The organism is Paenibacillus sp. FSL R10-2734 (genome assembly GCF_037963865.1).
In the GTDB taxonomy this organism is placed as follows: Bacteria; Bacillota; Bacilli; order Paenibacillales; family Paenibacillaceae; genus Paenibacillus_AQ.
This window is the reverse complement of sequence record NZ_CP150170.1, coordinates 3,087,536-3,112,731: the sequence shown is the minus strand read 5'-3', so window position 1 is coordinate 3,112,731 and position 25,196 is coordinate 3,087,536. Positions and strand designations below refer to the sequence as shown.

29 protein-coding genes are annotated in these 25,196 nt (G+C 41.2%); 7 read left to right on the top strand and 22 right to left on the bottom strand.

All coding sequences use genetic code 11. From position 1 onward, the window contains the following. The first annotated feature begins 171 nt into the window (after positions 1 to 171). Positions 172 to 1,083 (top strand): LacI family DNA-binding transcriptional regulator, encoded by a 912-nt coding sequence (locus NSS67_RS13590; protein ID WP_339320026.1) that lies wholly within the window; start codon positions 172 to 174, stop codon positions 1,081 to 1,083. Between the two features lie 62 nt (positions 1,084 to 1,145). After that, entirely contained in the window at positions 1,146 to 2,411 is a 1,266-nt protein-coding gene (locus tag NSS67_RS13585) for an MFS transporter (protein WP_339320025.1), read from the top strand. A 29-nt stretch (positions 2,412 to 2,440) separates the two neighbouring features. On the opposite strand, the gene NSS67_RS13580 is transcribed toward NSS67_RS13585, so the two are convergent. From NSS67_RS13580 to NSS67_RS13540, 9 genes are all read right to left on the bottom strand, one after another. Then, positions 2,441 to 3,187, bottom strand: coding sequence for a hypothetical protein (locus NSS67_RS13580; protein ID WP_339320024.1), 747 nt, complete (start codon positions 3,185 to 3,187; stop codon positions 2,441 to 2,443). Continuing rightward, positions 3,184 to 3,672 carry a GNAT family N-acetyltransferase gene (locus tag NSS67_RS13575; protein WP_339320023.1) on the bottom strand — a complete coding sequence of 163 codons (489 nt, stop codon included), beginning with the start codon at positions 3,670 to 3,672 and terminating at the stop codon, positions 3,184 to 3,186. Before NSS67_RS13575 ends, NSS67_RS13580 begins: the two co-directional genes overlap by 4 nt. A 36-nt stretch (positions 3,673 to 3,708) precedes the next feature. After that, positions 3,709 to 4,737: an aminoglycoside phosphotransferase family protein gene (locus NSS67_RS13570; protein WP_339320022.1), complete on the bottom strand. Its 1,029-nt coding sequence runs from the start codon at positions 4,735 to 4,737 to the stop codon at positions 3,709 to 3,711. A gap of 164 nt (positions 4,738 to 4,901) precedes the next feature. Further along, positions 4,902 to 5,162 (bottom strand): DUF305 domain-containing protein, encoded by a 261-nt coding sequence (locus tag NSS67_RS13565; protein ID WP_339320021.1) that lies wholly within the window; start codon positions 5,160 to 5,162, stop codon positions 4,902 to 4,904. A 133-nt stretch (positions 5,163 to 5,295) separates the two neighbouring features. Beyond that, a complete protein-coding gene (locus NSS67_RS13560) occupies positions 5,296 to 6,069 on the bottom strand; it encodes a permease prefix domain 1-containing protein (protein ID WP_339320020.1) in 774 nt (257 codons plus the stop codon). 6 nt (positions 6,070 to 6,075) lie between these two features. Beyond that, on the bottom strand, positions 6,076 to 6,402 hold the full coding sequence (locus NSS67_RS13555) for a PadR family transcriptional regulator (RefSeq protein ID WP_339320019.1): 327 nt from the start codon (positions 6,400 to 6,402) through the stop codon (positions 6,076 to 6,078). 153 nt (positions 6,403 to 6,555) lie between these two features. Further along, positions 6,556 to 7,125 (bottom strand): hypothetical protein, encoded by a 570-nt coding sequence (locus tag NSS67_RS13550; protein ID WP_339320018.1) that lies wholly within the window; start codon positions 7,123 to 7,125, stop codon positions 6,556 to 6,558. Further along, a complete protein-coding gene (locus tag NSS67_RS13545) occupies positions 7,100 to 7,327 on the bottom strand; it encodes a cysteine-rich CWC family protein (RefSeq protein WP_339320017.1) in 228 nt (75 codons plus the stop codon). The genes NSS67_RS13550 and NSS67_RS13545 overlap by 26 nt, the downstream gene beginning before the upstream one ends. Before the next feature lie 80 nt (positions 7,328 to 7,407). Further along, positions 7,408 to 7,539 carry a hypothetical protein gene (locus NSS67_RS13540; RefSeq protein WP_339320016.1) on the bottom strand — a complete coding sequence of 44 codons (132 nt, stop codon included), beginning with the start codon at positions 7,537 to 7,539 and terminating at the stop codon, positions 7,408 to 7,410. 132 nt (positions 7,540 to 7,671) lie between these two features. Between NSS67_RS13540 and NSS67_RS13535 the strand changes: the two genes are divergently transcribed. The 3 genes from NSS67_RS13535 (at position 7,672) to NSS67_RS13525 (ending at position 9,602) form a co-directional block, all read left to right on the top strand. Then, entirely contained in the window at positions 7,672 to 8,208 is a 537-nt protein-coding gene (locus NSS67_RS13535) for a MepB family protein (RefSeq protein ID WP_339320015.1), read from the top strand. Positions 8,209 to 8,439: 231 nt separating this feature from the next. Continuing rightward, positions 8,440 to 9,048, top strand: a complete 609-nt coding sequence (locus NSS67_RS13530) for an isoprenylcysteine carboxylmethyltransferase family protein (protein ID WP_339320014.1) — start codon at positions 8,440 to 8,442, stop codon at positions 9,046 to 9,048. A gap of 125 nt (positions 9,049 to 9,173) precedes the next feature. After that, complete coding sequence (locus tag NSS67_RS13525; RefSeq protein WP_339320013.1) at positions 9,174 to 9,602, top strand: PH domain-containing protein; 429 nt, start codon at positions 9,174 to 9,176, stop codon at positions 9,600 to 9,602. 47 nt (positions 9,603 to 9,649) lie between these two features. Here NSS67_RS13525 and NSS67_RS13520 read toward each other — a convergent pair whose 3' ends face one another. The 9 genes from NSS67_RS13520 to NSS67_RS13480 all read right to left on the bottom strand — a co-directional run bounded on the left by NSS67_RS13520 (position 9,650) and on the right by NSS67_RS13480 (position 18,889). Continuing rightward, the gene (locus NSS67_RS13520; protein ID WP_339320012.1) at positions 9,650 to 10,744 is read right to left on the bottom strand and encodes a winged helix DNA-binding domain-containing protein; all 1,095 of its coding nucleotides are present in this window, start codon (positions 10,742 to 10,744) and stop codon (positions 9,650 to 9,652) included. 1,031 nt (positions 10,745 to 11,775) lie between these two features. After that, positions 11,776 to 12,342: an NADPH-dependent FMN reductase gene (locus tag NSS67_RS13515; protein ID WP_339320011.1), complete on the bottom strand. Its 567-nt coding sequence runs from the start codon at positions 12,340 to 12,342 to the stop codon at positions 11,776 to 11,778. Positions 12,343 to 12,356: 14 nt separating this feature from the next. Beyond that, complete coding sequence (locus NSS67_RS13510; RefSeq protein ID WP_339320010.1) at positions 12,357 to 13,418, bottom strand: LLM class flavin-dependent oxidoreductase; 1,062 nt, start codon at positions 13,416 to 13,418, stop codon at positions 12,357 to 12,359. Continuing rightward, positions 13,402 to 14,421, bottom strand: coding sequence for a ring-cleaving dioxygenase (locus NSS67_RS13505; protein WP_339320009.1), 1,020 nt, complete (start codon positions 14,419 to 14,421; stop codon positions 13,402 to 13,404). The genes NSS67_RS13510 and NSS67_RS13505 overlap by 17 nt, the downstream gene beginning before the upstream one ends. A gap of 104 nt (positions 14,422 to 14,525) precedes the next feature. Then, entirely contained in the window at positions 14,526 to 14,993 is a 468-nt protein-coding gene (locus tag NSS67_RS13500) for a MarR family transcriptional regulator (protein ID WP_339320008.1), read from the bottom strand. 90 nt (positions 14,994 to 15,083) lie between these two features. Beyond that, positions 15,084 to 15,797 carry a type II CAAX endopeptidase family protein gene (locus NSS67_RS13495; RefSeq protein WP_339320007.1) on the bottom strand — a complete coding sequence of 238 codons (714 nt, stop codon included), beginning with the start codon at positions 15,795 to 15,797 and terminating at the stop codon, positions 15,084 to 15,086. 101 nt (positions 15,798 to 15,898) lie between these two features. Then, positions 15,899 to 17,212 carry a HAMP domain-containing sensor histidine kinase gene (locus NSS67_RS13490; protein ID WP_339320006.1) on the bottom strand — a complete coding sequence of 438 codons (1,314 nt, stop codon included), beginning with the start codon at positions 17,210 to 17,212 and terminating at the stop codon, positions 15,899 to 15,901. A 28-nt stretch (positions 17,213 to 17,240) separates the two neighbouring features. Continuing rightward, positions 17,241 to 17,936 carry a response regulator transcription factor gene (locus tag NSS67_RS13485; protein WP_339320005.1) on the bottom strand — a complete coding sequence of 232 codons (696 nt, stop codon included), beginning with the start codon at positions 17,934 to 17,936 and terminating at the stop codon, positions 17,241 to 17,243. Between the two features lie 38 nt (positions 17,937 to 17,974). Next, entirely contained in the window at positions 17,975 to 18,889 is a 915-nt protein-coding gene (locus NSS67_RS13480; protein ID WP_339320004.1) for a phosphotransferase family protein, read from the bottom strand. A gap of 163 nt (positions 18,890 to 19,052) precedes the next feature. Here NSS67_RS13480 and NSS67_RS13475 point away from each other — a divergent pair, with 163 nt between their 5' ends. Next, entirely contained in the window at positions 19,053 to 19,400 is a 348-nt protein-coding gene (locus NSS67_RS13475) for a PadR family transcriptional regulator (RefSeq protein WP_339320003.1), read from the top strand. Then, positions 19,387 to 20,382: a hypothetical protein gene (locus tag NSS67_RS13470; protein WP_339320002.1), complete on the top strand. Its 996-nt coding sequence runs from the start codon at positions 19,387 to 19,389 to the stop codon at positions 20,380 to 20,382. Before NSS67_RS13475 ends, NSS67_RS13470 begins: the two co-directional genes overlap by 14 nt. 330 nt (positions 20,383 to 20,712) lie before the next feature. Here NSS67_RS13470 and NSS67_RS13465 read toward each other — a convergent pair whose 3' ends face one another. Genes NSS67_RS13465 through NSS67_RS13450 form a run of 4 tightly spaced genes read right to left on the bottom strand, consistent with a single transcriptional unit; the run spans position 20,713 to position 25,190 of the window. Then, positions 20,713 to 21,990 (bottom strand): alpha-L-fucosidase, encoded by a 1,278-nt coding sequence (locus NSS67_RS13465; RefSeq protein ID WP_339320001.1) that lies wholly within the window; start codon positions 21,988 to 21,990, stop codon positions 20,713 to 20,715. A 44-nt stretch (positions 21,991 to 22,034) separates the two neighbouring features. After that, entirely contained in the window at positions 22,035 to 22,991 is a 957-nt protein-coding gene (locus NSS67_RS13460; protein ID WP_339320000.1) for an ROK family protein, read from the bottom strand. A 27-nt stretch (positions 22,992 to 23,018) separates the two neighbouring features. After that, positions 23,019 to 23,711, bottom strand: coding sequence for a copper homeostasis protein CutC (locus tag NSS67_RS13455; RefSeq protein ID WP_339319999.1), 693 nt, complete (start codon positions 23,709 to 23,711; stop codon positions 23,019 to 23,021). A 24-nt stretch (positions 23,712 to 23,735) separates the two neighbouring features. Then, entirely contained in the window at positions 23,736 to 25,190 is a 1,455-nt protein-coding gene (locus tag NSS67_RS13450) for a M17 family peptidase N-terminal domain-containing protein (RefSeq protein WP_339319998.1), read from the bottom strand. Between the last annotated feature and the right edge of the window lie 6 nt (positions 25,191 to 25,196).

Below are 25,196 nucleotides of genomic sequence, written 5' to 3'. Positions count from 1 at the left end.
AGTTACACCTCTTCTCGCTGACTAATTTAGCTTCTTAAATCTATTTACCCAAATTATTAAAATGATCACAAGGAATCATTTTCTTCTTGGTATAAAGTCACTCGTTGACTCTTCTCAAGTTTTAGTGATAATATTTGGAAATAAATATCTCAGCAAGGGAGAAGTTTACTGGTGAAAAAGACTACAATGAAGGACATCGCGCTCCGGGCTAATGTCTCTGTTGCAACTGTGAGCTATGTTCTGAACCGCGTCGATAACCAAACCATTCCTGAGAAGACCCGTAATCAAATTTTGTTGCTTGCGGAAGAGCTTCATTACATTCCTAATCTAGCAGCCCGTTCACTTGCCAATAAAAAAACAGGATTGATAGGCATACTTGTCAATAATTCTGCCCATATGCCACCTTGGAAGCTCTATGCCCAGTTCACATTTATCCGTGCTTTGGAACAGCGTTTAACAGATGCCGGATATCATACGCTGTTATACTCTCTTGGTACAGAGCATCCTTCTCTAGATATCATCGTCGAAAGAAAACTCGAAGCCGTCTTTCTGATCGATGTCCGCGATGAAGCCTTCTATTCGATTTCCAAGCATTTTGTAGAAGGAATCCCCTTGATTTTGATCGACAGCATGATTGAAGATAAGCTGTTTAAGCAAGTTCTTTACAATTATCGTTTAGCTCTACAAAAGGTAATGCCGGAGGATCTTTCGCAGGTATGTTTAATTATGGAGTGCTTCAATAACTCCCTGCTCACTCACTTTATCCAAGACAGTCTTCCTTTACCTGAGAAAGCGATATTTAAAGTTCAAAATCTGGAGGAATTGAATACAATCTTATCGGAGGGGAGCTACAAAGAAGCCATCGTTATTAATGAGTTTATCGGAAGTTATGTTGAAAAATCCGAGGTATTCGCACGTCTTTCTGTTCTTTGTACCTGTAATTGCCCAGAAATGCTCGGAGAAGACGTTCAGAAATTCGTATTCACAGGGGATAAAGCAGCTACCGCTTTTGAATTAATGCAAGAGTTATTAAATCGTTCTGACTATTCCAGACAAGAGAATAATCGTTATTTTGTTGATTAATTTTGTTGATTAATTTTTTTTCGATATTCACTTAAGCGTTTAAGTTGAGAGGAGAGTAACCCATGACAGATCCTGTTTTAGCAAAACATGCATCTACCGCCGTTCAATCCTATCCACCCCTTTGGGGAAATCGGAGATTTATGCTACTACTCAGCTCCTATTCTATATCCTTGTTTGGAAATACCTTTCACAGCATTGCTTTAAGTTTATGGGTGCTTCAGACGACTGGAAGCGCTAAAATGATAGCCATTATTACGATAATCAATTTACTGCTTAGTTCTTTGCTCGGATCAATCGGAGGTACAGTTGCAGACAGGATCAATCGCAGAACAATCATGCTGATCACAGATCTGATAAGCTGCGGTCTAGCACTTACGCTTGCTTTAGCTATTTCTATGTCTTCAACATCATTCATTATCGTGGCCATACTGACAGGACTTACGACAGTCTCAGCTTTATTCCAATCCCCTGCGTATCAAGCTTCTATTACGACAGTTGTCGGCAAAGAACATGTGCAAAAGGCGGTCGGGATTCTGAACTTGTCGGAGAACATCTGTCGGACTATCGGATTCTCGGCTGGAGGTATTTTTGTAGCGAGTTTTGGAGCGGCCGATGCTATATTATTTGATGGGGCTACATTTTTTGTTTCCTTTTTACTGGTTCTGGCCGTCCGCTCTCTTCCGCTACCTAACCGAGTGAATTACGCACATAAAGAAAAAAGAAAATTCACGCAAGATCTTGCCGATGGTGTTCGTTATATTTGGAGATATCCCTTTGCACGAGCAATTATCATAATGCTCCCCACACTCACTTTGTTCCTTATGCCTTCACTGATGCTAACGCAAGTTATGGCCGTCAAAGTATGGAATTCTAGTCCCTTTCAGTTTGGCCTCATGGAAGCCTGTATTCCACTAGGTTATGTGATTGGTTCCAGCATGATATTGTTTCTTGGCTCTAAATTAAAGAATCGCGGCTTCCTGATCATGACTGGGCTGCTATGTCTGGGTCCCATGTACCTCCTATTATCGTTCGTTACAACAGCTGCGTTAGCCATTCCCATCATTCTTCTAATTGGCTTCATGTTCTCATTCTGTACATTGCTGATTAATACCATCCTCAGACTGGAAGTTTCGGAGGATATACAAGGTCGAGTCTTCGGTGTACTAGGCTCCATTATGAGTGTAGCACCCTCACTTGGTCTAACAGCCGTTTCATTCCTATCCGATCATTATAGTCCAGCCCCTGTCATGGGTTCCATCGGAGTCTTGCTACTTCTGTTTGCTTTATTAACCTTGACCAAGTTAAAGGTAATTCGTAACTATAAGTAACTTTAGGGCGTACCTAATCGCTTTTATCGCTATCTTTTCCTAATAACGCGTCTGAAATGAAACTCCATCAATAATAAAACAACTATAATGATCAATAAAAAGATTCCCACCACTGAGGTTAGAAACGGAAATATGAGAGGGAAGAATACGCTGGGATAGCCTTTTGTTATATCCGAATAATAGCCCATACTCATACGTGATGTACCAGAGAATTCGATAAGCTTGACGCCTAGATGATTATCACTTCTTTGAGCATAACTTAGCACTTTTTCTTCTACGCTTCCATCATGTAAAATCGTGATTATTTTCCATTTTCTCTTGTCCATTGGTTGACTATCATCGGTAAGTCTTTGGACAATACTTATTTCTTCCTCACCAGTCTTTCGATCCTTAACCGTGAGAATATCTATCCATGAGAAATACCTGCTTCCTCTATCCCGATTAGACAGCCATATTTCATCAGAAGTTGAGACTTTTTGACCATTCAATAGATACTGAATTTTCACAATATCACCAGGTGGGACATTTTCATCCTCATCCCAAAGGGTCAATTCTGCTTTCCTGCCTGTATTTTCTTCTTGGATCTTAATATTCTTATCATCAATCGTTAGTTCTTGAACGTTTAACGTATTGTATCCTTTTTCAGCATGGTCTATCTCATAACGCTGATTGATTTGATCTGAAATAATATACTCTCGGATATAATTGAATAATGGGCTAAAAGAAATCGCTAACAAGAACAATGAAATCGCCGATAAAACAATTATTTTTTTCATAATGAATCCTTGTGAGCGATCGTCAGCTTGAAATTTTGTCTTGAGCCACCTTCGAGGCCATTTGGAACCCCATCCTGCATAGGAACGAAACCAAACTTCTGATAAAATCGTCTAGCAGGTTGACCCTCTGGATGATCCTCACCAAAAGTAGTAACGAGAATCTCTGATGGAGTTTCGATACTTTGGATAATGTGGTTAAGCAGGGCTGTTGCGACTCCTTTATTTCTTTCTTGCTTTGAAACAGATAGCCACCCAATCTTGTAGTTAGGAGCATTGGATGAAGAAAATAACACGCCTCCAAGTAATCGTGAACCTGCCGAACCATTATTCTCTCGTATACAAAAAGCGCTTTGACGAATGATATTTTTTTCTAAGGCTAGCGTGAAGTTCGGATCATCTACCATCGGCCCAAAAAGAGACTCCACTTCTGCCGCCAGCTCAAGCCACCCTCTTATATCCTCCATAGTAGCGTTTACTACATTCATGATAAGTTCTCCTTTACCGGATTAGATAAAATCAACTTAAAGATCACTTAACCATAATAAACACATAGGAATAAAATCATCATAGTCATTTAAAGCTGTTATTGTACTAATTACTTCTAGGGTTCCAAGTTCTCGCTCCGCATCATCCGCACTCTCCTGTCCAAGTGACCGTCTGATATTATAAGCTAACCATTCTAGCTTTCCATGAAAACCATAGTTGAGTACATCGGACCAGTTAGCATAAATCTCGCCACCATGATCTCGGTAGGAACTAATAAGCGTGCAGAAAGCATCATTGCTTATACTTCCCGACTCAAAACCTGACCAATATAGGGCTACATCAATCAGCTCCTGTGTTGGATGGATAGGGCCTGCTGCTTCCCAGTCAATAATTATTGGTACGTGCTGCACATCCCATAATACATTTTTTTGATCTAAATCCCTATGGCTAATAACCCTATAGTTCGATAATTGTTCCGCTGAAGATTTAACAAGTTGTTCCCAATGATTTATTTTACTCAGGTTATCAAATAATAAATTAGACCATTCCAAACCCTCCTCTTTTGCTTGGAGAGCATACTCATTCCAACGAACAGTGGATGCATTTACTGGCTCAAAATTCTCATTAGGATGATGATCAAGAAGTGTAGAGAAATCAATCTTATGAATTTTCGCAAGGATTTCCCCAATCCATTTACAACACTCCATGTCTATTTCTCCTGATGGTAAAGCCTTACCTTCGACCCATGGAAACAATAAATAGAATTGACCCTCAACTTCATGCATAAATCGATCTTTGGATACGATGGCCGGTACTGCATTTATTCCATTTTGATAAGCCATATTCGCAACTTTTTCAGAAAGAGTATAGTTGTACATGGCTGTATCCCGCTGCATGATTTGAGGATTTAGTGCTTTCACTGCATATAGCGCTTTGTCCGTTTGTAGACGATACATTCTGTGCAGAAGACCGCCTGTTACCTGTTCGGGTTCATTTTTTAGATGACCTAACTCGTATTTTGCACATAGCATTTCAAAATTTAAATTATAATTCAGATTTCCCATGTTATGTATCCCTTTCCGGATGAAGTAAAAACATATAGAGTATATCGCTATAGAGCTGAGTCGTAAACTAAAGAAGCAATCGCTTTGATCCGGAGGTCCGGGGTAAGCAATCGCTTAATGGATAAGGCTATATTAGCAATGATCGAGTTGATTTAGTATTTTTTTTAATTGCTTAATGCCTTCGCATTGGTTGTTATAATGGCATACAAAATAGGTTTTAGCTCTGGGCAGATATTGAACTGAAGAACGTTATTTGACATTCGCACAGCGCCCTCGTGATGGGGAATCATCTGCCCTATAAAGGTCTCTGAACTGCTGCACGACAGCGGTACGCTGCTCATCCTTCTAATCATGGTGTTTAGAATAGTATAGTAAGTATTCAGATAAGCTTGTGTCACATTGCTTAGTTTGCAGTTTTTATCCATAAGGTTCATAACTCCTTTCTGGATAGTATATGAGAAGCTTTATGGGTATGATCCTATATGAATCAGGAGTCATTTTTGCGCTTTAGAATATGATAGACATTGCTACAGCCCCCACAAATCGTTCTTCATCCTTCTACTTTGCATCGATATGTGGCTCATTCAGTAGCTTCGTATAAGCTTCTTGGATATTTCCGTAATAGATGAACAAGAACACCGCAGTTGCTGCAATCACCAGAAAGGCAGAGACTCCATAAGCGGCGAAGTCATCGTTGACATACGAAGTTGCGAAGATAAAGGTCGGCGACAGCACACATAAACAGACGCCCACAATCAAAGCAAGGCGATAAGTCGGAGCATAAAGGGCTTGACTGCGCTGAAGTGCCGTTTTGAGCGCATAAGGTAGCTGAAAGCCTTGCTCTAGACTTTCGAAACGCTCGAGTTTCATGTTGCTGTGAATGAACATCCCAACGGCTACAGCGACCAGCACGAACATTCCGACCAGCCCCAGCATCGAACCTTTATCAGCCATATCAGCATTATTTTCAAACAGTGTACTAAGCGTAATTAACAACGCCACCCCGCATGCGCATAGAAAAACACCGAGACCGGTCAATAATCCAGAGCTACGTTTGGCAGCCGCATAAGCATAAACCTCTTCTTCACTCAGCATGGGCACAGTCTTCTCCTGTCCGGCTGGATAGATGCCTAGCTCAGCAGTCAGCTCCTCAATATTGCCGAATTCCGAAATAACGATACCGATCGCCTCATTCTCAGACTTGCCATCTCGCTTCAGCTCCAGGTACTTATCTTCCATCCCGGACAGCAGCTCCTGCTTCATATGCTCCAGTTCCGGAGTCTTCGGCAGACCAGCAAACATATTATCCAGGTATACTATGATCGTCTCCATGCTCTGTCACCACTCTCTGATAAATTGGTTTACAACTTCCTGCGTAACCTTCCATTCCTCGCATTTCTCTTTGTAATAGTCGAGACCAAGCGGGGTAATACGATAATAAGTGCGTCGCTTGCCGAGACTCTCATCCAGGAAAAAGGATTCAATGTACCCGTTCTTCTCCAGCCGGGTAAAGGCGGAATACAACGTTGTCTCCTTCATGACATACTTTTCCTGAGTCAGCTGTCTGATATTCTTGGAAATCTCGTACCCGTAGGATTCCCCATCCAGCAGCATGTAGAGGATCATCGTATCGTTGTAACCACGTATAACATCACTGCTTATCAAAAATGGTATCCCCCTATGATTACTTCATCTGTCGTAGTAGTTGCAGTATAACATAATTACTACGACAGATGAAGTAGTTAACGGAGAAATAGGCAAAAAAATCTGAACAGCATAAAAAAAGAGAGTTGTTCTAAGTGAACAACTCTCCACAAATCAGCTATTCTCTTGAACTCCCAGTATCTGATCAATCTTCTCTTTAGCGCCTTCCCAGGAGGTCAATAATGGAAATCCATATTGTTCACGGGCTCTCAAATTCCATGGATGCGGAATGCAGAGTACTTTCCTTCCATCCTGTAATGCAGGAACCAAGTTGTGAACCCCATCATCGATCAGAAGATCATAATTAATAAGATTCTTTCGCTTGCATGGGAAGAAATTTTCAATAGGAATAAACGGCATATGCTTCTGCAGCCAGTTCCATTTTTCAACAACTGCATTGGGCTGGGCTGCCGTAACGATAATAACATCATACGCGTCATGTAGCTTCTCCATTTCCCCTACAACATGCTCGTCAAACAGCTCAAGCTCCTCATATAGTCCAGGTCGCCCATAGAATACATCTTGTGTACAATCTGGATGACGTAAATGATCCGTATTCCATTCGAGCATCTCCTCGTACTTCAGCAAATGCGTGGGGAAATCGTTGTTGTTATGGTATATAGCTCGTTTGACTAGATGGCATATCGTGTCATCCATATCAACTGCAATTATTGGCTTTCTCATCTTTGTCCCCCAGTTGGTTTGTATACGCCTCTACGCATCTTTGACAGATACAGGCTTTACCTTTTAGTTCTATAGGTACCCTTTCTAGTAGTTCAGTGGGAATTTTCGTGTGAAAACACCAACAGTCACCACTGTCAGCACCACAATGATTTAATTCTTTACATAAGGGACAGTTCCGTTGTTCATCATGTTTGTTCTTCATTTCCAAGCTTCTACTCCCCCAAAGATCACTATCATATTTCACTTCTATCTATTTACTTTCCTTTCTTTTCTTTGAAATTCCTAACCAAATATATTTCCTCCATAACCACTACTGAACATTCCAAGTTTAGCGTAACCAAGTATAGGGCCGTTCAACAATACAAGCACGCCACTTCCCAGTATACAATAAAGTAATTTCACATTCTTCCCCATCGATTCATCCCTCCTATAGATCTCTACAATCCGAACATCTACTCTATTCACCCTTGTGAACACGTTATTCTTGCATTAAGATAGTGAACATTAGGGGTACCTATATGGAACTCAAACAGGAGATTTGAACAGATGAAAATTAAACATCAAGGCTTTCTAGATACCATACATAGTGACCTACTCGCCATCAAGGAACTTGTATACAACCCTTGCAAATTTGATTGCTCTCCACCTATTCTCGAACCACAAAATGATGAATATGGAGCCTATGTATTTAACTTAAACGCGCTCTCTATTAGATTTCGTGTGGCAAAAATCACCCCGACAAAAATCGGGCAGTTTGTGACGTTATGGGAGAGAAGTGAAGAAGGCCCAATCCAACCCTATGACGTATCAGATCAAGTTGATTACTACGTGATAAGTACACGGAAAGAGAATTACTTTGGCCAGTTTATCTTTCCAAAAGCTGTCCTAAGAGATCAGGATGTACTGTCCGATAAAGGTGAAGGTGGAAAAAGAGCTATGCGAGTCTACCCACCTTGGGATTGTCCTACGAGTACACAAGCTCGAAAAACACAAAAATGGCAGTCTGAATACTTTTTAGAGATACCAATAAATAAGCCCGTAGATTTCCTTCGCGCGCAAATGCTTTACGGCTTCCCCCGTTAATCCCCTTTGATCACCGCTTCTGGATATTTAATTATAGGAGCGGCCTGGTAATTCCATTCCTCTTATTTGTAGACCGGAGCGATAAGGCTTCAGTTGAAGAACAGCATTACACTGTTGATTGCACATTATCCACCCAAACCAAAAACTGGTTGACATGCACAGCTACAGGAAATAAAATATAAACAAACATATGAGCAAACATTCATATGTTATGATGAGGAGGAATTTATTATGAGCAATCTAAAGAATATCCTATCCTTGATTTTTTTCTCTATTTTCCTTATTTCTTACGTTTTGAAGCTCGTCATACTATACAAAAAGAACCATATTAAAGGAAACGTATTAGCGAAAGGATCTAAGCTATCTAAGATCCATTATACCGAGCTATTCGTTAAGATTACTACTTTTGTGTGGGGTGCAGCGTGGCTTGCGTTTTCCTTAGCTGAGTCATACCTAGTTACACTAGTAGGTGAACATTTTGATAATCCTGTGATTCACTTTATCGGCGTTGGTGTTGGGGCCCTCGGATGTTTTATTTTCATACAAGCAATGATTGCCATGCGCACCTCATGGAGAGTTGGGATCGATAAGACTACTGTAACAAAACTCATCACGCACGGTATATATAAATATAGTAGAAACGCTGCATTTGTCGGCTTTGATCTCATGTTTCTGGGATTGTATCTTATGTATCCAAATCCATTAACACTTATTATATTCATTCTTAACATTGTCGCCATTCATTTGCTTATTCTACAGGAAGAACAGCATTTAAAGTCCGTGTTCGGAGATGAATATATTAAATATTGTAATAATACACCTAGATATATTTTTGGTTAGTCTTTTCTATTTTCCCTAAATTCGTTAAAAAGAGCAGAAGGAATATATATTCTAATATAGAATATCAACAACGTACAGTTTTCTTGTACATTAGCAAATAGGAATTACATACAGGAGGGATTTTAATGGCCAATTTTTTGGGCGGGTTAATGGGAAACTATTCAGAGGTAACCATTCCAGAATTAAAGAGTCAATACGGAGCTTATCTTATGCCACAGGAAGAAATTCAAATGGGCTTCAAGTTAATCCGTGATGCATTCATTATTACAGATGATAGATTAATTCTTATTGACCACCAAGGGGTTACTGGAAAAAAAACACGTGTAGCTTCGATCCATCTCAGCTCTATTTATGAGGTCACTATGGAGACGGGCGGCACCGGTTTCGATGATTGTGAAGTCACCCTACACTATATTACCTCACCTTTTCACAAATCCAACAACTTACAGACTGCATTTTATAAATTCGAATTCGGGAAGAGATTCAACGTTCAACCGTTGTATACAGCACTATTGAGTATTGCACATGATAATTATAAGCGTATTAATTCCTAAGCTATCCTATAAGCATTAACCAAAGAGAGACCCTCGGGTCTCTTTTCTTATGTCAATGGACCGGACACGCTTATTTTGAGTATCGGCAGCCCGATAAATGCAGCATATCGTTCAGCAGCCTTAAACACCGCATCTATTGCTTCTCCAAGCTCTCCAAATGGATGAATGACAATTTCAATTCCTTTTTTCTTAAATGTACGTTTCCATGTCCCTACTACTTGGCCACCAACGATAATCATCGGCAGGAAAACACCGTTGTTCCCAGGAACAATCAAAGGAGCTGTCTCAGGCTCAAGTACAGCACTCCGGTCTTTATAACCTAAAATGTACTCATCAAAACCCGGTAGTAAATAAACGTTCGAATCTTCCTCCGCTCTAGCTTGTAGTTTTGAAGACGTCCAATACTCACTAGCTTCTATTAATTCAGACTGAAGTTCGCTTTTGGCCGCTTCTAGCCCTCGTCTCGCATCTGTAAGCGTTATGCCAGCCCACCAAGCGAAGTCCTGAACGGTCGCCAATCCACGAGCTGTAAAATACCGCAATGCGAGTTCTTGCAACGATCTTTCGTAAGTTAGCTCTCGGCTATCTGGCACCCATTCCTCTAACAACACAATCGTTTGCTGTTTTCCATTCATCGGCCCGAAACAAATTAATCCTTGGTAAGCACTATTCCAAAGCATGTGATAACCACGTTGATTTCCAGTGTGGATGCCTTCCTCTTCAATTAGCTGTAGCAACGCAGAACGATCCATTTGTTTACCGCCCTTTAAAGCATCCACAATAATTTCTCTACAGCGCTCCAGTATTTGATCATCTAGTCCAAGCTCCGCCATTCTCCGCTTCGTTTGTGATACTAAACGTGGTGCAGATAGCTGAAGCATCCACTTAACATCTTCTGCTGGGACGAAATGAAGCGTACCTCGCAGCGACCAAGTAAGAATAATTTTACGGTCAGCGATAGCACGCTCAATATCAGCTAATTTCGTAGCTGGAGAACGTAATCCGATAGCCCAAACCGCCTGCATATAATCTTGCGCTTGCATAGCGCCTAATTTTTTCACGATCTGCTCTGGTGAGTGATGTAATGGTTCTGCGATCATATGGTTATGTAACCGCATATTAGCAATAAGGTTCTTAGTCACACTTCTCCTCCTTTAAATAAATTTATTAGAATGATGTGTAATCACTATGAATCCTTTCATTATACACTTCATAATTTTGAATAAAAATGTATGATAAATAGCGGACTTTTCATGGGTTTCACTTGCTCCTCTTCTCCATTCCATTGCATATTGTGTACGCCTGTTGATTAACCAAATTATGGTATAATAGAGATTTTTTCGCCAAATAAATCCTCCACTCTGCCTAGCCTTTACTATCACAACACTCACTTTCCCGTTTCCTTGCTTCCGTTCCTAGGATCGACACAATAGCACCTTCTCCGACTGGGTAGTTGCACTTTCTGCAACTATCCTGCTGAGTATGTAATACTCCACCATTTTAATTGCACTCTGTGCAGTTAAAAAACGTTACTAGGAGCTTTCGGCGGATATTTGGCTGATATAAGTGTACAAACTGCAACTATATTGCCAAATCCTTTAAGGAAAGTTAGTTTAAGTGCACGAAATGCAACTATTTGTGTCTGGGATGATGTCAGAGCGATTTAGGTACCAAGCGTCAGAGCAGCTGATACCTGCTTTATGACTTGATTGCATTGTTGTTTGGTAACTTTTCACTATAAAATGTAACGTTCAATTGCACTCTGTACAATTGAATCGACCTGAAACCATCTAATTGTACCGTCTATTGTATTTCGTGCAATAGATTGTCGAGGAATCCACAAAAAAGACGGTGTCAGACTATTTCAATTGTACAAAGTGCAATGAAATGACCATTCTGACTCTTTAATCAACGTTCTATTGCACAAAATACAACCAAACCCCCACGTCCACGTAAGATCTCCCGCAGAGTGAGAACTAGTTAGCTTGGTTTCTTGGTCTGGTATTTACTTAGCCAATACAACGTTTCCCATTTCCAAAAAATCAGCTAATCAACACGCCTGCCTATTGTGCAATAGAAAATCTTCATTGTCCTCAAAATAAAAAATGCAACAGAATTCAGATCCACTTTCGTTCGGATCCATTCTGTTGCACGAAATACAACGACATTCTTTTTAAAAGAAGAACGCTGCTTCTTCCTCTTTCTTCACTTGCTGCATCGCATTCGTGGTGTTCACCAAATCACTCGCTAGTCGATTCAGTCTGAAAATGATGTCATCATCCACAATTACTTTCCGGTCATATTGTTTCTCTTCAATAAAAACATACTTAGGAACCACCACCGCTCTCATATAAGAGAGGATCGGTTTCAGTTGTTGTTCTGCCACTAAGTAATGTTTCGAAGAACCGGCAGTGACCACAATTCCGATAATTTTATCTTTGAACCCATTAACCGGAAGTAAATCGAATAAGTTCTTAAGTGTCCCCGGGATCGAAGCTTGAAAAACAGGGGTTCCGATGATATACGCGTCGGCCGCCATGATTTTCTCCAGAACAACTTTGGTATCGCCTGTGTAATCCATGTAGCTGCGTCCATCACTAAACTCTAGCTTATAATCGCCTAGATCAATTAGTTCAACTTCGAAATCCGGATGCTTTTCAATAGTATTGTTAAGGGCTTGCTGCACGGCTATTCTAGTCTTCGATCCAACAATGGATCCTGAAATCCCAATAATCTTCATAATAATCCTCCTTCTTATTTCTTAGCTGTAGCGCGTCTTACGGCTGGTGCCACTTCTGATGCGAACAAGTCAATAATTTGTTCCACTTGAGCATAAGGTAAGCCTCCGACATCAATCTGTGCAAGAAAACGGTTATGTCCGTACATCTCATGTTGATAGAGGATTTTTTCAATAATTTGTTGTGGACTACCCACGAGCAGAGCATTTCTCACACTCATCGCTTCCGCAAATTGTTCTTTCGGATAATAAGATCCACGAAGCTCTTTCATCAAGTGATTGATATATGGATAATAGTCGCGGAATGCTTTTTGTGAGTCAGCATCAATATACATTAGTGAAGTTGTACTGATAGGAAGCTCCGCTGGATTAAATCCTGATTGCTCAGCAACCATACGATACGCGTCCACAGAACCTTTAAATGCAGATGACGGTCCCCCAAGGGTTGTCAGCATCATTGGAATTCCCATTCTTCCTGCTTTGATTGCACTTGCTGGGGGTCCCCCAACCGCTCGCCAGATAGGTAACTTTCCATTCAAAGGCTTAGGGAAGATTTCCATATCATTTAATGCCGGGCGGAATTTCCCTTCCCACGTAATACGATCGTTCTCATTTATTTTCATGAGCAATTCAATTTTCTCTTCGAACAATTCTTCATAATCTCTTACATCATATCCAAAGAGTTCATAAGCACCGAGACGCGATCCACGTCCAGCAACAATCTCCGCTCTACCGCCAGATAACAAATCCAAAGTCGCAAAGTCTTCATATACACGTACTGGGTCTGCAGTACTTAGCACTGTTGCTGAACTGACAAGCTTTATACGTTCGGTTGCATTCGCAATGGCTCCAAGGACGACCGAGGCTGCAGAGGTAATGAATTTCGGTTGATGACTCTCACCCACTCCAAAAACATCTAATCCAGCATCCTCTGCTAATTTGGCAGCAGCTACGATCTCTTTGATCCGTTGCCGTTCACTGATTGCTTTACCTGTTAAAGCGTCTGTGGTGTGATCACCTAATGTGTACAAACCTAGCTCCAACCCTTTATTCTCATCAATTCTATATTGTTCCATCATGATTATGTCCTCTTTTCATTGTTGTATTTGTATTAGCGATAGGATGAAGCTTCGATTCAATCTCTTCACGGCGTTCTTCCAGAAATGAAGGTAAAGTCAAATTCTCTCCAAGTGCATCAAAGGATTCATCAATCTCAAACCCTGGGCCATCTGTAGCAAGCTCAAAAAGAATATGGTTTGGATCCCGGAAATACAGTGCATGGAAGTAATAACGATCAATGACCCCTGTATTTTTAAACCCTGCAGCAGTGATTTTGGCGGCCCATTCGGTTAATTCTTCAACATCCTTCACTCTTATAGCCACATGATGGATACTCCCTTTACCTGGTCTCTCCCGATCTTTGTCATTTACTTCTTTGACCTGGAGCTCGGTGTATAGGCCACCCTTACCTGTTTCATATATATCCACCATAACCTTCGGATCACCCATGGATGGTACTGTCCGAGCTTGTGTATAGCCTAAAATATCTTCCAACACCGCCTTAGTTCGGCTAGCCTCACGTACAGTCAATTCAACGGGTCCTAACCCAACGATGGCATACTGTGGAGGAATATCTTCTGTAATCCACGGCTCAACTAGCTCGATACCGTTATCTTTTTCAGCTGATACTAGATGTACCATCAATTCATCTCTATCATAAAAAGTAAGCGACTTGCGTTCCCCTATACTCACAATGGCTTCATGAGGAACTTCAAAGGAGTCTAATCGACTGGCCCAATACGACAATGCTTCATCGCTAGGTACTAGCAGAGAGAAAGAACTAATACTGTTCGTCCCTTTGCGAGTCTGACCTGCATTTGGCATTTCAAAGAAAGATACTTCGGTGCCAGGGGCGCCATTACGATTTCCGTAAAAGAGATGGTACATGGATGGATCATCCTGATTGACCGTCTTCTTTACAAGTCTGAGTCCCAATACCTCTGTATATAACCATAAGTTTTGTTTAGCGTCTTTAGTAATCATGGATACATGATGTTGTCCGTTTATTGGTTGTTGTTTCATTATAAAAACCTCCTAAATGAGTTATGTTTATTATTGGATTTGAGTTTACTAGTATACTGATAAGAAAAAAAGTAAGCTTTATTATCAATAAAGCTTTTGTAACACTACTGAACACCTCTAGGGAGACGATTCTCATCTTGACTATGCCGATGAATCTTCTTAAGCATACTGTAGAACACTTTTTTCTCCTCATCAGTCAATGGATCGAATAACGAAGCTTGGAAATCCGATTGCAGGGGCAGTACCTTCTCAATAAGAGTCTGACCCTTTTCCGTTAAAGTAATGTACTTCACTTTCCAATCCTGCTTGCGTTCAATTAACTCTTCCTTCTCTAATCGGCCTAACATATGTGATACTCCGCCTTTAGTTATGGTTAGATGTTCTGCAATTTCCATCTGTGATACAGGCTGATGTATTAATATTTGTACCAATGTATCAAACTGATTGACGCTCAAGTCAAATTGCTTCAAGAACTCATTGGAAAGATCGTTACTATTCTCATATACCCTTACTAACCGCAACCAGATCAATAAGCTTAATTTGTTATCTTCGGTGAATCCATTGCTTCTCATTTGGTCACGTCCATCGTTTGTTTATTTTGTTTGTTATTTGATTTGTTAATATGAGTATACTAGTAAACTGATAAGAAGTCAAGCTTCGTATTAACTTAAGAAATAGAGAACCACCGATAAACCATTACTAATCATATGCGCACCTATAGGTACCAAGATGTTTTTTCTTTTCTCATATAGATAAGCAAGTATTAAACCAGCAGTCATATAAGAGAAGATGTTCCACAATTCGTTATAGTTACTTTGGAACACCACGGCTTTGTAGACATGTTGAAATCCAAATAAAAAGGAGGATACTAGATAAGCCAGAATACGGCTCTTCGTTCGGATCGTTCTAAAGATAGTTCCCCGATATACTAGTTCTTCAATCATTGGGCCGATCCAGATCACATTCACCGTATAAATAAATGGATACGAAGACAACATTGACCGTAGATCCACCTCATTAACAGACTTCGCTACAGGATGAAAGATAGAAATAAGAGTAGGGATAACAATATTCCCTATGACAATAATCAAACAAAGTCCCCAAAACATCCACATCATATTTCGGATCCAGTATCGTCTAAAATCATGTATATCATGTTTATAGAAACCCCAAAAAGCTATAATCACACCTATGTATATAAGGCTATTTAACGATAGCGCTATTCGACTGTTTAGTTCAGGCTGCATAATAAAAATATAATTAAGGATACCCATAACTGGTCTAATCATCAGAAAAGAGAACAGTCCAAAAAAGTACATTACTGCTAATGTAACGCCCATGATGAAATGCTTTTTACCTATGGTATCATTAATCATTATGAACAGATCCCCCAATGCATATTGTTGTGAATAAATTGACTAATAACCATTGTATCATTGGGGAATTTCATACAACTTAACGTAATCTTACACTGACCTTAAATTTGTCCGTTCAGCCAAATCATAATTTCAAACCGATTGTCCTGTGTATTTAGCAGAAAAGTACCTCCATGAGCAGTTATTATTTTCTGAACAATGAGTAATCCTAAACCAGAACCTGCTGGGTTAAGGGGAGAGGATTGACCGCCATTTGTAAAAGTAAGTTTTGCTCCATCACTCACCTTTTCCAGTACAACTTGAAACTTAGAACCTTTCCCCTGATATGAAATTGCATTATAAAGCAGGTTAGAGAATACACGGTTCATTCTTTTTTTATCAAACTGTAAAATGATTTCTTCTGGTTCGATTACAAAATCGGGGATGAGTCCAGCAATCTCAAGCTCGGGTAACATATGTATCAATTCTTCTCTCATGTATTCTGAGAAATCATCCGTTGTAACATCCAATCGAAATTCTGGACTTTCGATTCTTGATAATTCAAACAAATCTTGAATCAATTCATTGGCACGGGTGCTATTTTTGTAAATTATTTTTGCAAACTCTAAATGCTCTATTCTACCGCGTCCCTGTTCTTTTAGTTCAAGTTCTGCATACCCCATAATACTCGTTAATGGATTTTTTAAATCATGCGATATATCTAATATCAGTTTTTGTCGATTGTTTTCGCTCTGTTCTTTTAATGAGGTCTGAATCTGAATCACTTCTGCCATATGATTAAAGGCATGCTCCAGTTGACTGAACTCCTGATTCCCGCCTACCTTCACTCTTGCTGAATAATCTCCGTTTTGTACCTTTTCAACAGCATTGGATAGCTGATCTAATGGTTTAATGAAACTAACTGCGGTAATCTTCGCATAAATCATCGTGCTTAAGATCAGAATCAACAAATAACCTAGCCCAATAAATCCAAGCATTTTTATCGTATTGTCCTGCATCGGTGAATTTGAATTCCAGTGAACAATACCTGTTATTTTCACTTGTATTGGTAAAGAGACAATGAGCCAGAAATGTTCCTTCTCATTATATGAAGCGGTGATCATATCTTTGTTCGAACCAGTATTCATTAAAAAATCCGTAAACTCTTTTACGCTAATCTGATCAGAGACAAAAGGATAATCGCCAATGGCGTATACGACTTCGAAATTGGAATTCACAACTTGTAATCCACCCCCGACATCTTCAACAACACTAGTGTCAATCCTTCGATAATCATTTTGCATGAGCTTGGATGCCGTTAATTGATTATAAATAATATCTTCAGATCCCAATCTATTGATGCATAACAAACCTATAATCACCAATAACGTTATAACCGTTGTTATGAGAAAAATCGCGATATAGTTTTTTAACAATTGATAGGATATATTATGCTTCCTCATGTTAATTACCTGAGCTGTAGAATTTGTAACCAAGTCCACGCACTGTAATGATATATTCGGGATGATGTGGATCCCGTTCGATCTTATTTCTTAATCGGCTGATTGTAACCATAATCGTGTTGTTATCACTATAGAAATCATCTTCCCACACCGCTGCATATAACTTTTTTGGTGTGAAAATCCGGTTCGGACTCTGCATAAGACATTCTAATATCTTATACTCCTTGGCATTTAAAAGAACCTTCCTTTCATTTATGTACAACATACATTCCTTACGATTTAACTTTAAATCTCCATATTGAATTGTTTCTTCATTTACCGTCTGACAAAGATCGTATACGTTTCTTCGTCTTAACTGCGCCTCTACTCTAGCCACAAGCTCCGAAGTACTAAATGGCTTCACTATATAGTCATCCGCTCCAAGCCCTAGACCTACAATCTTATCTATTTCTTCACCTCGTGCAGTTAACAAAATGACTGGAATATGACTAGTCTCTCTAATCTGTCGCAATAAATTAAGTCCGTCGAGTTTAGGCATGATAACATCTAATAAGGCAAGATGAATTTCGTGATTAGCCATAATCTCCAAGGCTGCGACCCCATCCTTCGCCTCAAAGACATGAAATGCTTTTTCTTCTAAACTTATCTTTAGTAGTCTCCTAATATCTGCTTCATCTTCAGCAATGAGTATATTCATTATTCTCAACCTCCAACTGCCTCCATTGAGGAATTTGTTCAATCCTTAGAGTTAGCCATATACCACTTCGGAATATAAAGATCAAAATCATCATACCACTCCAGCACATTCTCGGCGCGTTTCAACATATTAGCAACTTCCTCTTCCCCGAACGAAATCGCCCAATGAATGCTTGATAGCTGGTTGCTAGCAATGTATAAAGCCATCATTTTAAAGAACAAGTCCGGGACATTATTATTAAAATACCCCTGAATTCGTCCCGATGCGAACGCTGGACTCATAAAAGCACACCAAGTAATCCGATTAAACTCCTCCCATGGATCACCATAATCAAACCTATTGAAATCAATAATCCCAAGTTCACCTGACTTCGTAACGATCATATTTCCCACATGATAGTCACCATGCTGAAAGGTTTGCGGACGTTCTTCTAATAAGTATCGATTTCCTTCTATAAAGTGAATGACTTTATCGCTTCCCTTTAGAGCAATGCCGCACGATTTATAGTTGGTGATGTACTTATCGATTTTCCTATTATAATAATCTGCCCATGGTGCTTGATCTTGCCCCGCAGGCATTTGATGTATTGATTTTAAGTACTGTCCCGCTTTTAGACCCCGTTGATATTGCTCTTCAACGCTTAGCGTAGGAATAACATGTTCCGCATCTTCCCCATCAATCCAAGTCAATAAGGAATATACGGTCTGACCACCATTGCACACTCCAAACTGAAGCGGTCTCGACATCAAAATATCTTGATCCTCCAGCAGCAGGATAGCTTCGTATTCCCGTTTCTTCTGATCATATTGGGAGATATCTGATGTTCTCAGCAATAGTTCTTTGCCGTTATGGGCCTTTATGTAGTATTTCATATCCTTTGACCAGCCTTTATGAACCGGTTCAATAGCTTCCCATGTAGAAGCATCTGGTATGTCTGTATAGAATGAATTCATTTTATAACCTCCTTTTTAATTAGATCGATAGTCCAAATAGAAAATTTTTCTTGTTTTTTCAGAAGATTATTTTATTTCAATTGATGCTGTAACAACAATAGTGTATGATACATAGTATAAAACATATACTGTATGACAACCAGCATAGTAATGAGGTGGGTGAATGAGTACTTTATTAAATTCTTTAATCACAGAGCTTAGAAGAGGCACGTTAACGCTAGCTGTATTAAGTCAATTACGAACACCCCAGTATGGATATTCACTCGTTCAATTATTGGAACAATCCAGCATTACGATTGATCAGAGCACTTTATATCCATTGCTTCGCAGATTAGAGAAACAGGAATTAGTAACGAGCAACTGGGATACATCCGAGAGCAGACCCCGTAAGTATTATGTCTTAAGTGACTATGGCGTAGAAATCTTTTTACAGCTGAAAGAGGAATGGCTAAAGAATTCGAAAGAACTCTACGGCCTATTACAAGGGGAGGATGAACATGAATCTAATTGAAATTTACATCCATGAAGTAACTCGGAGGCTACCTGAACAATCTCGGGAGGATATCGCTCTCGAGTTACGATCAACCATTGAGGATATGTTACCGGATGATCATGGCGAAGAAGAGGTGAAGGCTGTACTTGCAAAATTGGGGAATCCCGCAGTACTAGCCAGCGAATATCGCGATCAGCCCATGCACCTCATCGGACCGCGCTATTATGAATTATACATTACGTTATTAAAAATGATTATACCGATTGCTGTAATGGTTGCTTTAATCGCGATGACTGCCGAATATTTGATTGGGTATAGCGGTGATAAATCAGTGGTGAATATTGTTACGACTGTTATAAGCAAGGGAATTGCGAGTATTCTTGAAGTAGGAATCCAAGTGTTTTTTTGGATAACCGTAGTTTTTGCTATTATCGAACGAACTGATAACGGAAAAGATGGTCATCCACTTACTACAAAGTTGAGCAAATGGACACCTAATGATTTGAAGGATATCACTTCAATTCATAAGAAAAAGGCGATTACAAATTTCGATGTTTTCGGAAGCTTAATGTGGATTGCGATCTGGGCGACTTTTTATTTTAATGCTGAACATCTGATCGGAGTCTACAGAGGGGGGGAAGGCGCACTTAACTTCGTAGCCCCGGCTTTTAATCAGGATGTGCTACTTCAGTATTGGCCAATGGTTATAGTAGTGATTGGACTAGACGTCCTATTATCTATTTATAAATTAATCAAGAGACAGTGGACCAAAGGATTGGCACTATATACTACTGCCTTAGAGCTAATTACGATCATTGTTTTCGCTATTATACTAATAAATCCGAATCTATTTAACCAAGATTTCATTACGTACATGTCGGATCTATTTACCATTACGACGAATCAATTTGAAACAGGGTTGGTCGGTGGTGGAATTTCTTTGTTCATTTTAGCTGCGGCTGTAAATATTTACGAAGGCTTCCGCAAGTCTCGCCTCTAGTTTTTGTTTATTTTTTTGCAAACTGGCTGCTATGTGTTTGTAGTCGTTGGTCACCTGCTTCAATAGTATCATCCTTCACTAAGAGTTACGGACCCAGATGACGTTATTTGTGAATTTCCAACCTTTTGAACAGAGTTTCGGACTCCAGTGCAGCTATTCCCTAGAAAGAGGTTCATATATGGTGTTTTTCATACCAATAGTGACTATGCGGTCCGTTAGCATCCCAAAAATGCAAAAATACTACGGTTAGGGTCATCTGTGTCCGATTCAAACGAAAAACAACAGAGTGCCCCAGCAGTCATTCATGACTTATGGGACACTCTGTCTGGTTTAATTAAATAGCTCGAGCTCAATCACCGTATCCATCTCGTCGGGAAGCTTTGCACCTTTTAATGTAATAAATGCTCCACCGTTGACATCCGAATATTCTTCAGCCATCCACGGTACTTCTACCTTCAATTCGGTACCATCTCGCAGTAATCTAGCCTTCTTAATCTTCCCCTTCAAGCCTTGGAAATAGATTGGACCAATTCCACGATCGTAGACATGTGCATACAACTTGTTCCCCTTTTGCGTATAACGACCCCACTCTGGCTTAGCAAGCAAGGAGCTGCCGCAGCCATAAATACTGTCACCATTCAGACGCATCCACTCGCCCACTTCATCTAGAATGACAAGTGATTCTCGCGTCATTTCACCTTTGGCATCTGGACCAATGTTAAGGAGCAGGTTACCGTTTTTGCTGATACATTCGACCATCGAGCGAATGACCTGCTGGGTTGATTTATAATTTTTATCTTCGGAATGGTAACCCCAGTTATCGTTGAGCGTAATGCATGCTTCCCAAGGGATCGATTGACCATTCACGTCAACAATGCCGCCAGGAGGGATGATCTGCTCGGGAGAGAAGAAATCTCCAGCATATTCTTCTGGCTCAGCCGCGCGGATATTGCCGCCCAAACGATTGTCGATAATAATATTCGGCTGGATAGAGCGTATCATTCGGATTAGCTCCGTTGCTTTCCATTTCTCTCCGGTCATATTGTCGTAGGAGAAGTCAAACCACATGATGTCGATTTTGCCGTAATTCGTCATTAGTTCCTTCACTTGCCCATGCATATACTCCAAGTACCGATCAAAATCGATCGGCTTATCTTTAGCCGCTTCATTATCCCGATCCGGATGGGCCTTATCACCATATCCAGGGTAATCATCATGATGCCAATCAATGATAGAGTAGTATAGACCTACAGCAATGCCTTCTGCTCGGAAAGCGTCTACATATTCCCGTACGAGATCACGTCCAGCAGGCGTGTTAGTCGCCTTGAAGTCTGTAAGCTTACTATCGAACAAGCAGAATCCGTCATGGTGCTTAGTCGTAAGAACCGCATACTTCTGCCCCGCTGCTTTTGCTGCCCTGGCCCACTTCTTCGGGTCATATCGAGATGCGTCAAATTCATCGAAATACGTCATATAGTGCTCTCTACTCATCCGCTCGTTCCCACGTATCCACTCACCTCTTGCTGGAATGGAATATAATCCCCAGTGAATGAACATACCGAATCTATCTTGCAAGAACCATCTCGTTCTTTCTTCTCTTGTACCCATCTCTTCAGTCCCTCCGTTTTTGATAGCTTTGATAAATAGTTAACCTAGCCTAGGGCAGTATGAAATAATGCCGCAGCGCCTATAAGTCCTACATCATCCTTGAGACCAGCTGATTCAATAGTATAAGTTCCTTTGTACGGCTTCATGACAAGTTCTTCCGTTTTCTCTCTCAGGGCCGGAAACAGTAGTTCTCCAGCTTTGCTTACGCCTCCACCGATTACAATGCGATCAGGATTAAACGTATGTACCGCATTGGCTAGTCCAATCGCCATATAATGAATCGTCCGATCAATCACCTCGACAGCCACAGGATCTTTAAGTGCCATCGCTTCGAAGACGTGCCGAGACGTAATCTTTTCACCGCTCCTATTAGCCAGTTCCGTAATCATCGACGTTCTACTCTCCATACTTCGCAGCGCCATGTCCCGAATCGCTGTGCCCGAAGCGAAAACTTCCCAGCATCCATATCTACCACAGCTACATTCCGTTCCGTTCGGGTCGATAATATTATGACCAAGCTCTCCAGCAAATGAGTTCGTGCCGAGCAGTAGCTCGCCATCCATGACAATTCCAGCTCCAATACCTGTACTGAAGGTAACATATACCATGTTGTTCGAACCATTGCCAGCTCCTCTTACATACTCGCCCCAAGCCGCTGCGTTCGCATCGTTAACCACTTTCACTTCTACGCCAAGCTCTGATTCCATCCACTGCTTCAGCGGAACATTGTCCCATTCAGGAAGATTGGTCCCGTGAATAACGATTCCATCCTGGCTATTCACTGCTCCGGGAGAAGCAAGTCCGACCCCAATCAGCGGTCGTCCTTCGGATACGGAACGGATCATCCCGATCATTCGCTGTACCACCTCTTCAGCGGTACGCGCGCCGGCTGTCTCCATTAATTCCCGATTCAACACGGTACCCTTTGAATCAAACAACGCCGCGGCAATTTTTGTTCCGCCTAAATCAATTCCAACTACGTAGCTCTCAGCCTTATGCATAACCATTCACCTTTTCACTATCTATTATTAGCCGTTAGAATGAATATCCTCAGCTAACGCCCGCAGGACTACTGGATCGATTGGCGATAAAGCTTCTTTTCCATAACGAACAGCTGATCCAAAATGTACCTCTGTGACTCCAGTCTGTTGAATAAAGGATGTAATACCTTCTGGCTTTAGACCACTTCCGGCCAGTATACTTATCGAACCACCTCTTGATTCCTCTACTAGCTTACGCATAGCGGGAATAGCTTCAGTTGCCGGACCAGGTCCAGCAGAGGTAAGGATACGAGTGATTTGCGGATAATTACAAAGCGTTCGATAACCTACACTTTGGTCCTTCAGCTCGTCAAAAGCACGATGGAAGGTTACTTGTAACCCATTTGTCAAAGGCAATAATGTTTCAAGCGCTCGCTCATCAATCGTTCCTTCTGATGTTAATGCGCCGAGAACGACACCCGACGCACCACTGGCTGCGATCTGTCTGATCTCTGCCGCCATAGTCAAAATATCATACTTGGAATAGTTGAATGATCGACTGTGCGGACGGACCATGACAAAGACAGGAATATTAACCGATTTGGCCACCTGCTCCACCAGCCCTATTCCTGGTGTTAATCCACCTTCCGTAAAGGCAGTAATGAGCTCAAGGCGATCTGCGCCATTCGCCTCAGCCGTCAGTGCATCATCCATACAAGTAGCGATGACTTCCAATCTCATAACTTTCCTCCACTCTTCCAGTTGTTATTGATGTACTTGCTTCATGACATAATCAGCGAGCAGGCGTGCACCATATCCCGTCGCTCCAGCTTCTGAATACCCCACATCCTGTTTGTACTGTACCGTCCCAGCCATATCAATATGCACCCAGCTCATCGATTCTGCTACAAAGCGCCGAATAAATAGGGCTGCTGTTATCGCACCTGCAAAGGGGGAAGTACTAACATTGCGTAAATCAGCGTAATTACTCCGAAGATCTGCTTCATATTCATCCATTAACGGCATGGGCCACAATCGTTCTCCATTACGCACACCGATCTCAACCAGGCTCTGTGTTATATCTGCATCGCCCCATATGCCCGCGATGCCTAATCCGAGCGCCGCACCGACATTTCCAGTTAGGGTAGCGATATCAATAGCTTGGTTCGCTCCGATATTCGAGGCATGAATAAGCGCATCTGCTAGGATAAGTCGACCCTCACCATCCGTATTCGCAACCTGAACAGTTAGCCCGTTAGGGTAGCGGATAACAGATGAAGGCAACATCGCCTCAGCATCTGGCACATTATCAACGACTGGAATAAGTGCGGTCACATTTACATTAGACCGTTTACGAACCAAAATGTCCATAGCCCCAATAACAGCTGCCGCACCGCCCATATCCATGCGTGCATCACTGATATCACTGGCCGTCTTCACATTCATACCACCTAAGTCAAAGGTTACACCCTTACCCACCAGTGCTAACATCGGCATTTCAGGGTTGCTCTCGTAACGGATTTCAACTAGGGCTGGAGCGTGCTTACTTCCTACACCAACTGCGAGCAATCCATTCATCTGAAGATCCACAAGCTCCTGTCCTCGATAAATATGAACTTTCAGTGCAGCATCATCACGGTCGAAAAATTCAGCCATCCATTCCACAAAACGATCAGGGTTAAGTGTCCCAGGCACCTCATTTACAAGATCGCGAGCAACTGCTGCTCCTTCAGCGCGTATCTGTGCAGAAACCCGTACAGCTTCTAATTCAGCCGAGGATAGCTCAGGCCAATCTATCGACTGAAGCTGTAAATCAACAGCCCCTTCAACCTTGGTAGTTCCCCGATAGGTTTGGAAACGATATAAACCGAGCATCCAGCCCTCTATCCAAGCTTGTAATTCATCAGCAGCAGAAATATCACTATTCCTAATTGCAGCATCGGATGCTAAGCGAACAAATGAAGCACTGTTAAGACGTTCCTTCAAGATTGCACGAGCAGCAGCTCCACCTGCTCGGCGAATTTCCTCAAGCGTAATATCCTTGCGCTTTCCCATTCCTACCGCTAACACATCGGACTCTTCCTCAGAGCGAGCATGTAACCAAGTCACACTGCTGCTCTGTTTGTGGGCTGCTCCCAGCCTAAAAGGAAAAGTTTCCTCGTCATAAGCTAAATAGACAAGAGTATCCACCACATTAGCGGAATCGATTAAGATATTCATCGCTGC

Coding starts and splice junctions, on each gene's coding strand:
- NSS67_RS13570 (WP_339320022.1), bottom strand. CDS start 4,737: ATGGGAAATCTGAATTATAATTTAAATTTTGAAATGCTATGTGCAAAA.
- NSS67_RS13560 (WP_339320020.1), bottom strand. CDS start 6,069: ATGGAGACGATCATAGTATACCTGGATAATATGTTTGCTGGTCTGCCG.
- NSS67_RS13465 (WP_339320001.1), bottom strand. CDS start 21,990: ATGGGTACAAGAGAAGAAAGAACGAGATGGTTCTTGCAAGATAGATTC.
- NSS67_RS13505 (WP_339320009.1), bottom strand. CDS start 14,421: ATGAAACAACAACCAATAAACGGACAACATCATGTATCCATGATTACT.
- NSS67_RS13540 (WP_339320016.1), bottom strand. CDS start 7,539: ATGGGGAAGAATGTGAAATTACTTTATTGTATACTGGGAAGTGGCGTG.
- NSS67_RS13450 (WP_339319998.1), bottom strand. CDS start 25,190: ATGAATATCTTAATCGATTCCGCTAATGTGGTGGATACTCTTGTCTAT.
- NSS67_RS13530 (WP_339320014.1), top strand. CDS start 8,440: ATGAGCAATCTAAAGAATATCCTATCCTTGATTTTTTTCTCTATTTTC.
- NSS67_RS13550 (WP_339320018.1), bottom strand. CDS start 7,125: ATGAGAAAGCCAATAATTGCAGTTGATATGGATGACACGATATGCCAT.
- NSS67_RS13565 (WP_339320021.1), bottom strand. CDS start 5,162: ATGGATAAAAACTGCAAACTAAGCAATGTGACACAAGCTTATCTGAAT.
- NSS67_RS13470 (WP_339320002.1), top strand. CDS start 19,387: ATGAATCTAATTGAAATTTACATCCATGAAGTAACTCGGAGGCTACCT.
- NSS67_RS13545 (WP_339320017.1), bottom strand. CDS start 7,327: ATGAAGAACAAACATGATGAACAACGGAACTGTCCCTTATGTAAAGAA.
- NSS67_RS13495 (WP_339320007.1), bottom strand. CDS start 15,797: ATGATTAATGATACCATAGGTAAAAAGCATTTCATCATGGGCGTTACA.
- NSS67_RS13485 (WP_339320005.1), bottom strand. CDS start 17,936: ATGAATATACTCATTGCTGAAGATGAAGCAGATATTAGGAGACTACTA.
- NSS67_RS13575 (WP_339320023.1), bottom strand. CDS start 3,672: ATGAATGTAGTAAACGCTACTATGGAGGATATAAGAGGGTGGCTTGAG.
- NSS67_RS13510 (WP_339320010.1), bottom strand. CDS start 13,418: ATGATGGAACAATATAGAATTGATGAGAATAAAGGGTTGGAGCTAGGT.
- NSS67_RS13535 (WP_339320015.1), top strand. CDS start 7,672: ATGAAAATTAAACATCAAGGCTTTCTAGATACCATACATAGTGACCTA.
- NSS67_RS13585 (WP_339320025.1), top strand. CDS start 1,146: ATGACAGATCCTGTTTTAGCAAAACATGCATCTACCGCCGTTCAATCC.
- NSS67_RS13480 (WP_339320004.1), bottom strand. CDS start 18,889: ATGAATTCATTCTATACAGACATACCAGATGCTTCTACATGGGAAGCT.
- NSS67_RS13455 (WP_339319999.1), bottom strand. CDS start 23,711: ATGAGATTGGAAGTCATCGCTACTTGTATGGATGATGCACTGACGGCT.
- NSS67_RS13580 (WP_339320024.1), bottom strand. CDS start 3,187: ATGAAAAAAATAATTGTTTTATCGGCGATTTCATTGTTCTTGTTAGCG.
- NSS67_RS13515 (WP_339320011.1), bottom strand. CDS start 12,342: ATGAAGATTATTGGGATTTCAGGATCCATTGTTGGATCGAAGACTAGA.
- NSS67_RS13525 (WP_339320013.1), top strand. CDS start 9,174: ATGGCCAATTTTTTGGGCGGGTTAATGGGAAACTATTCAGAGGTAACC.
- NSS67_RS13460 (WP_339320000.1), bottom strand. CDS start 22,991: ATGCATAAGGCTGAGAGCTACGTAGTTGGAATTGATTTAGGCGGAACA.
- NSS67_RS13500 (WP_339320008.1), bottom strand. CDS start 14,993: ATGAGAAGCAATGGATTCACCGAAGATAACAAATTAAGCTTATTGATC.
- NSS67_RS13475 (WP_339320003.1), top strand. CDS start 19,053: ATGAGTACTTTATTAAATTCTTTAATCACAGAGCTTAGAAGAGGCACG.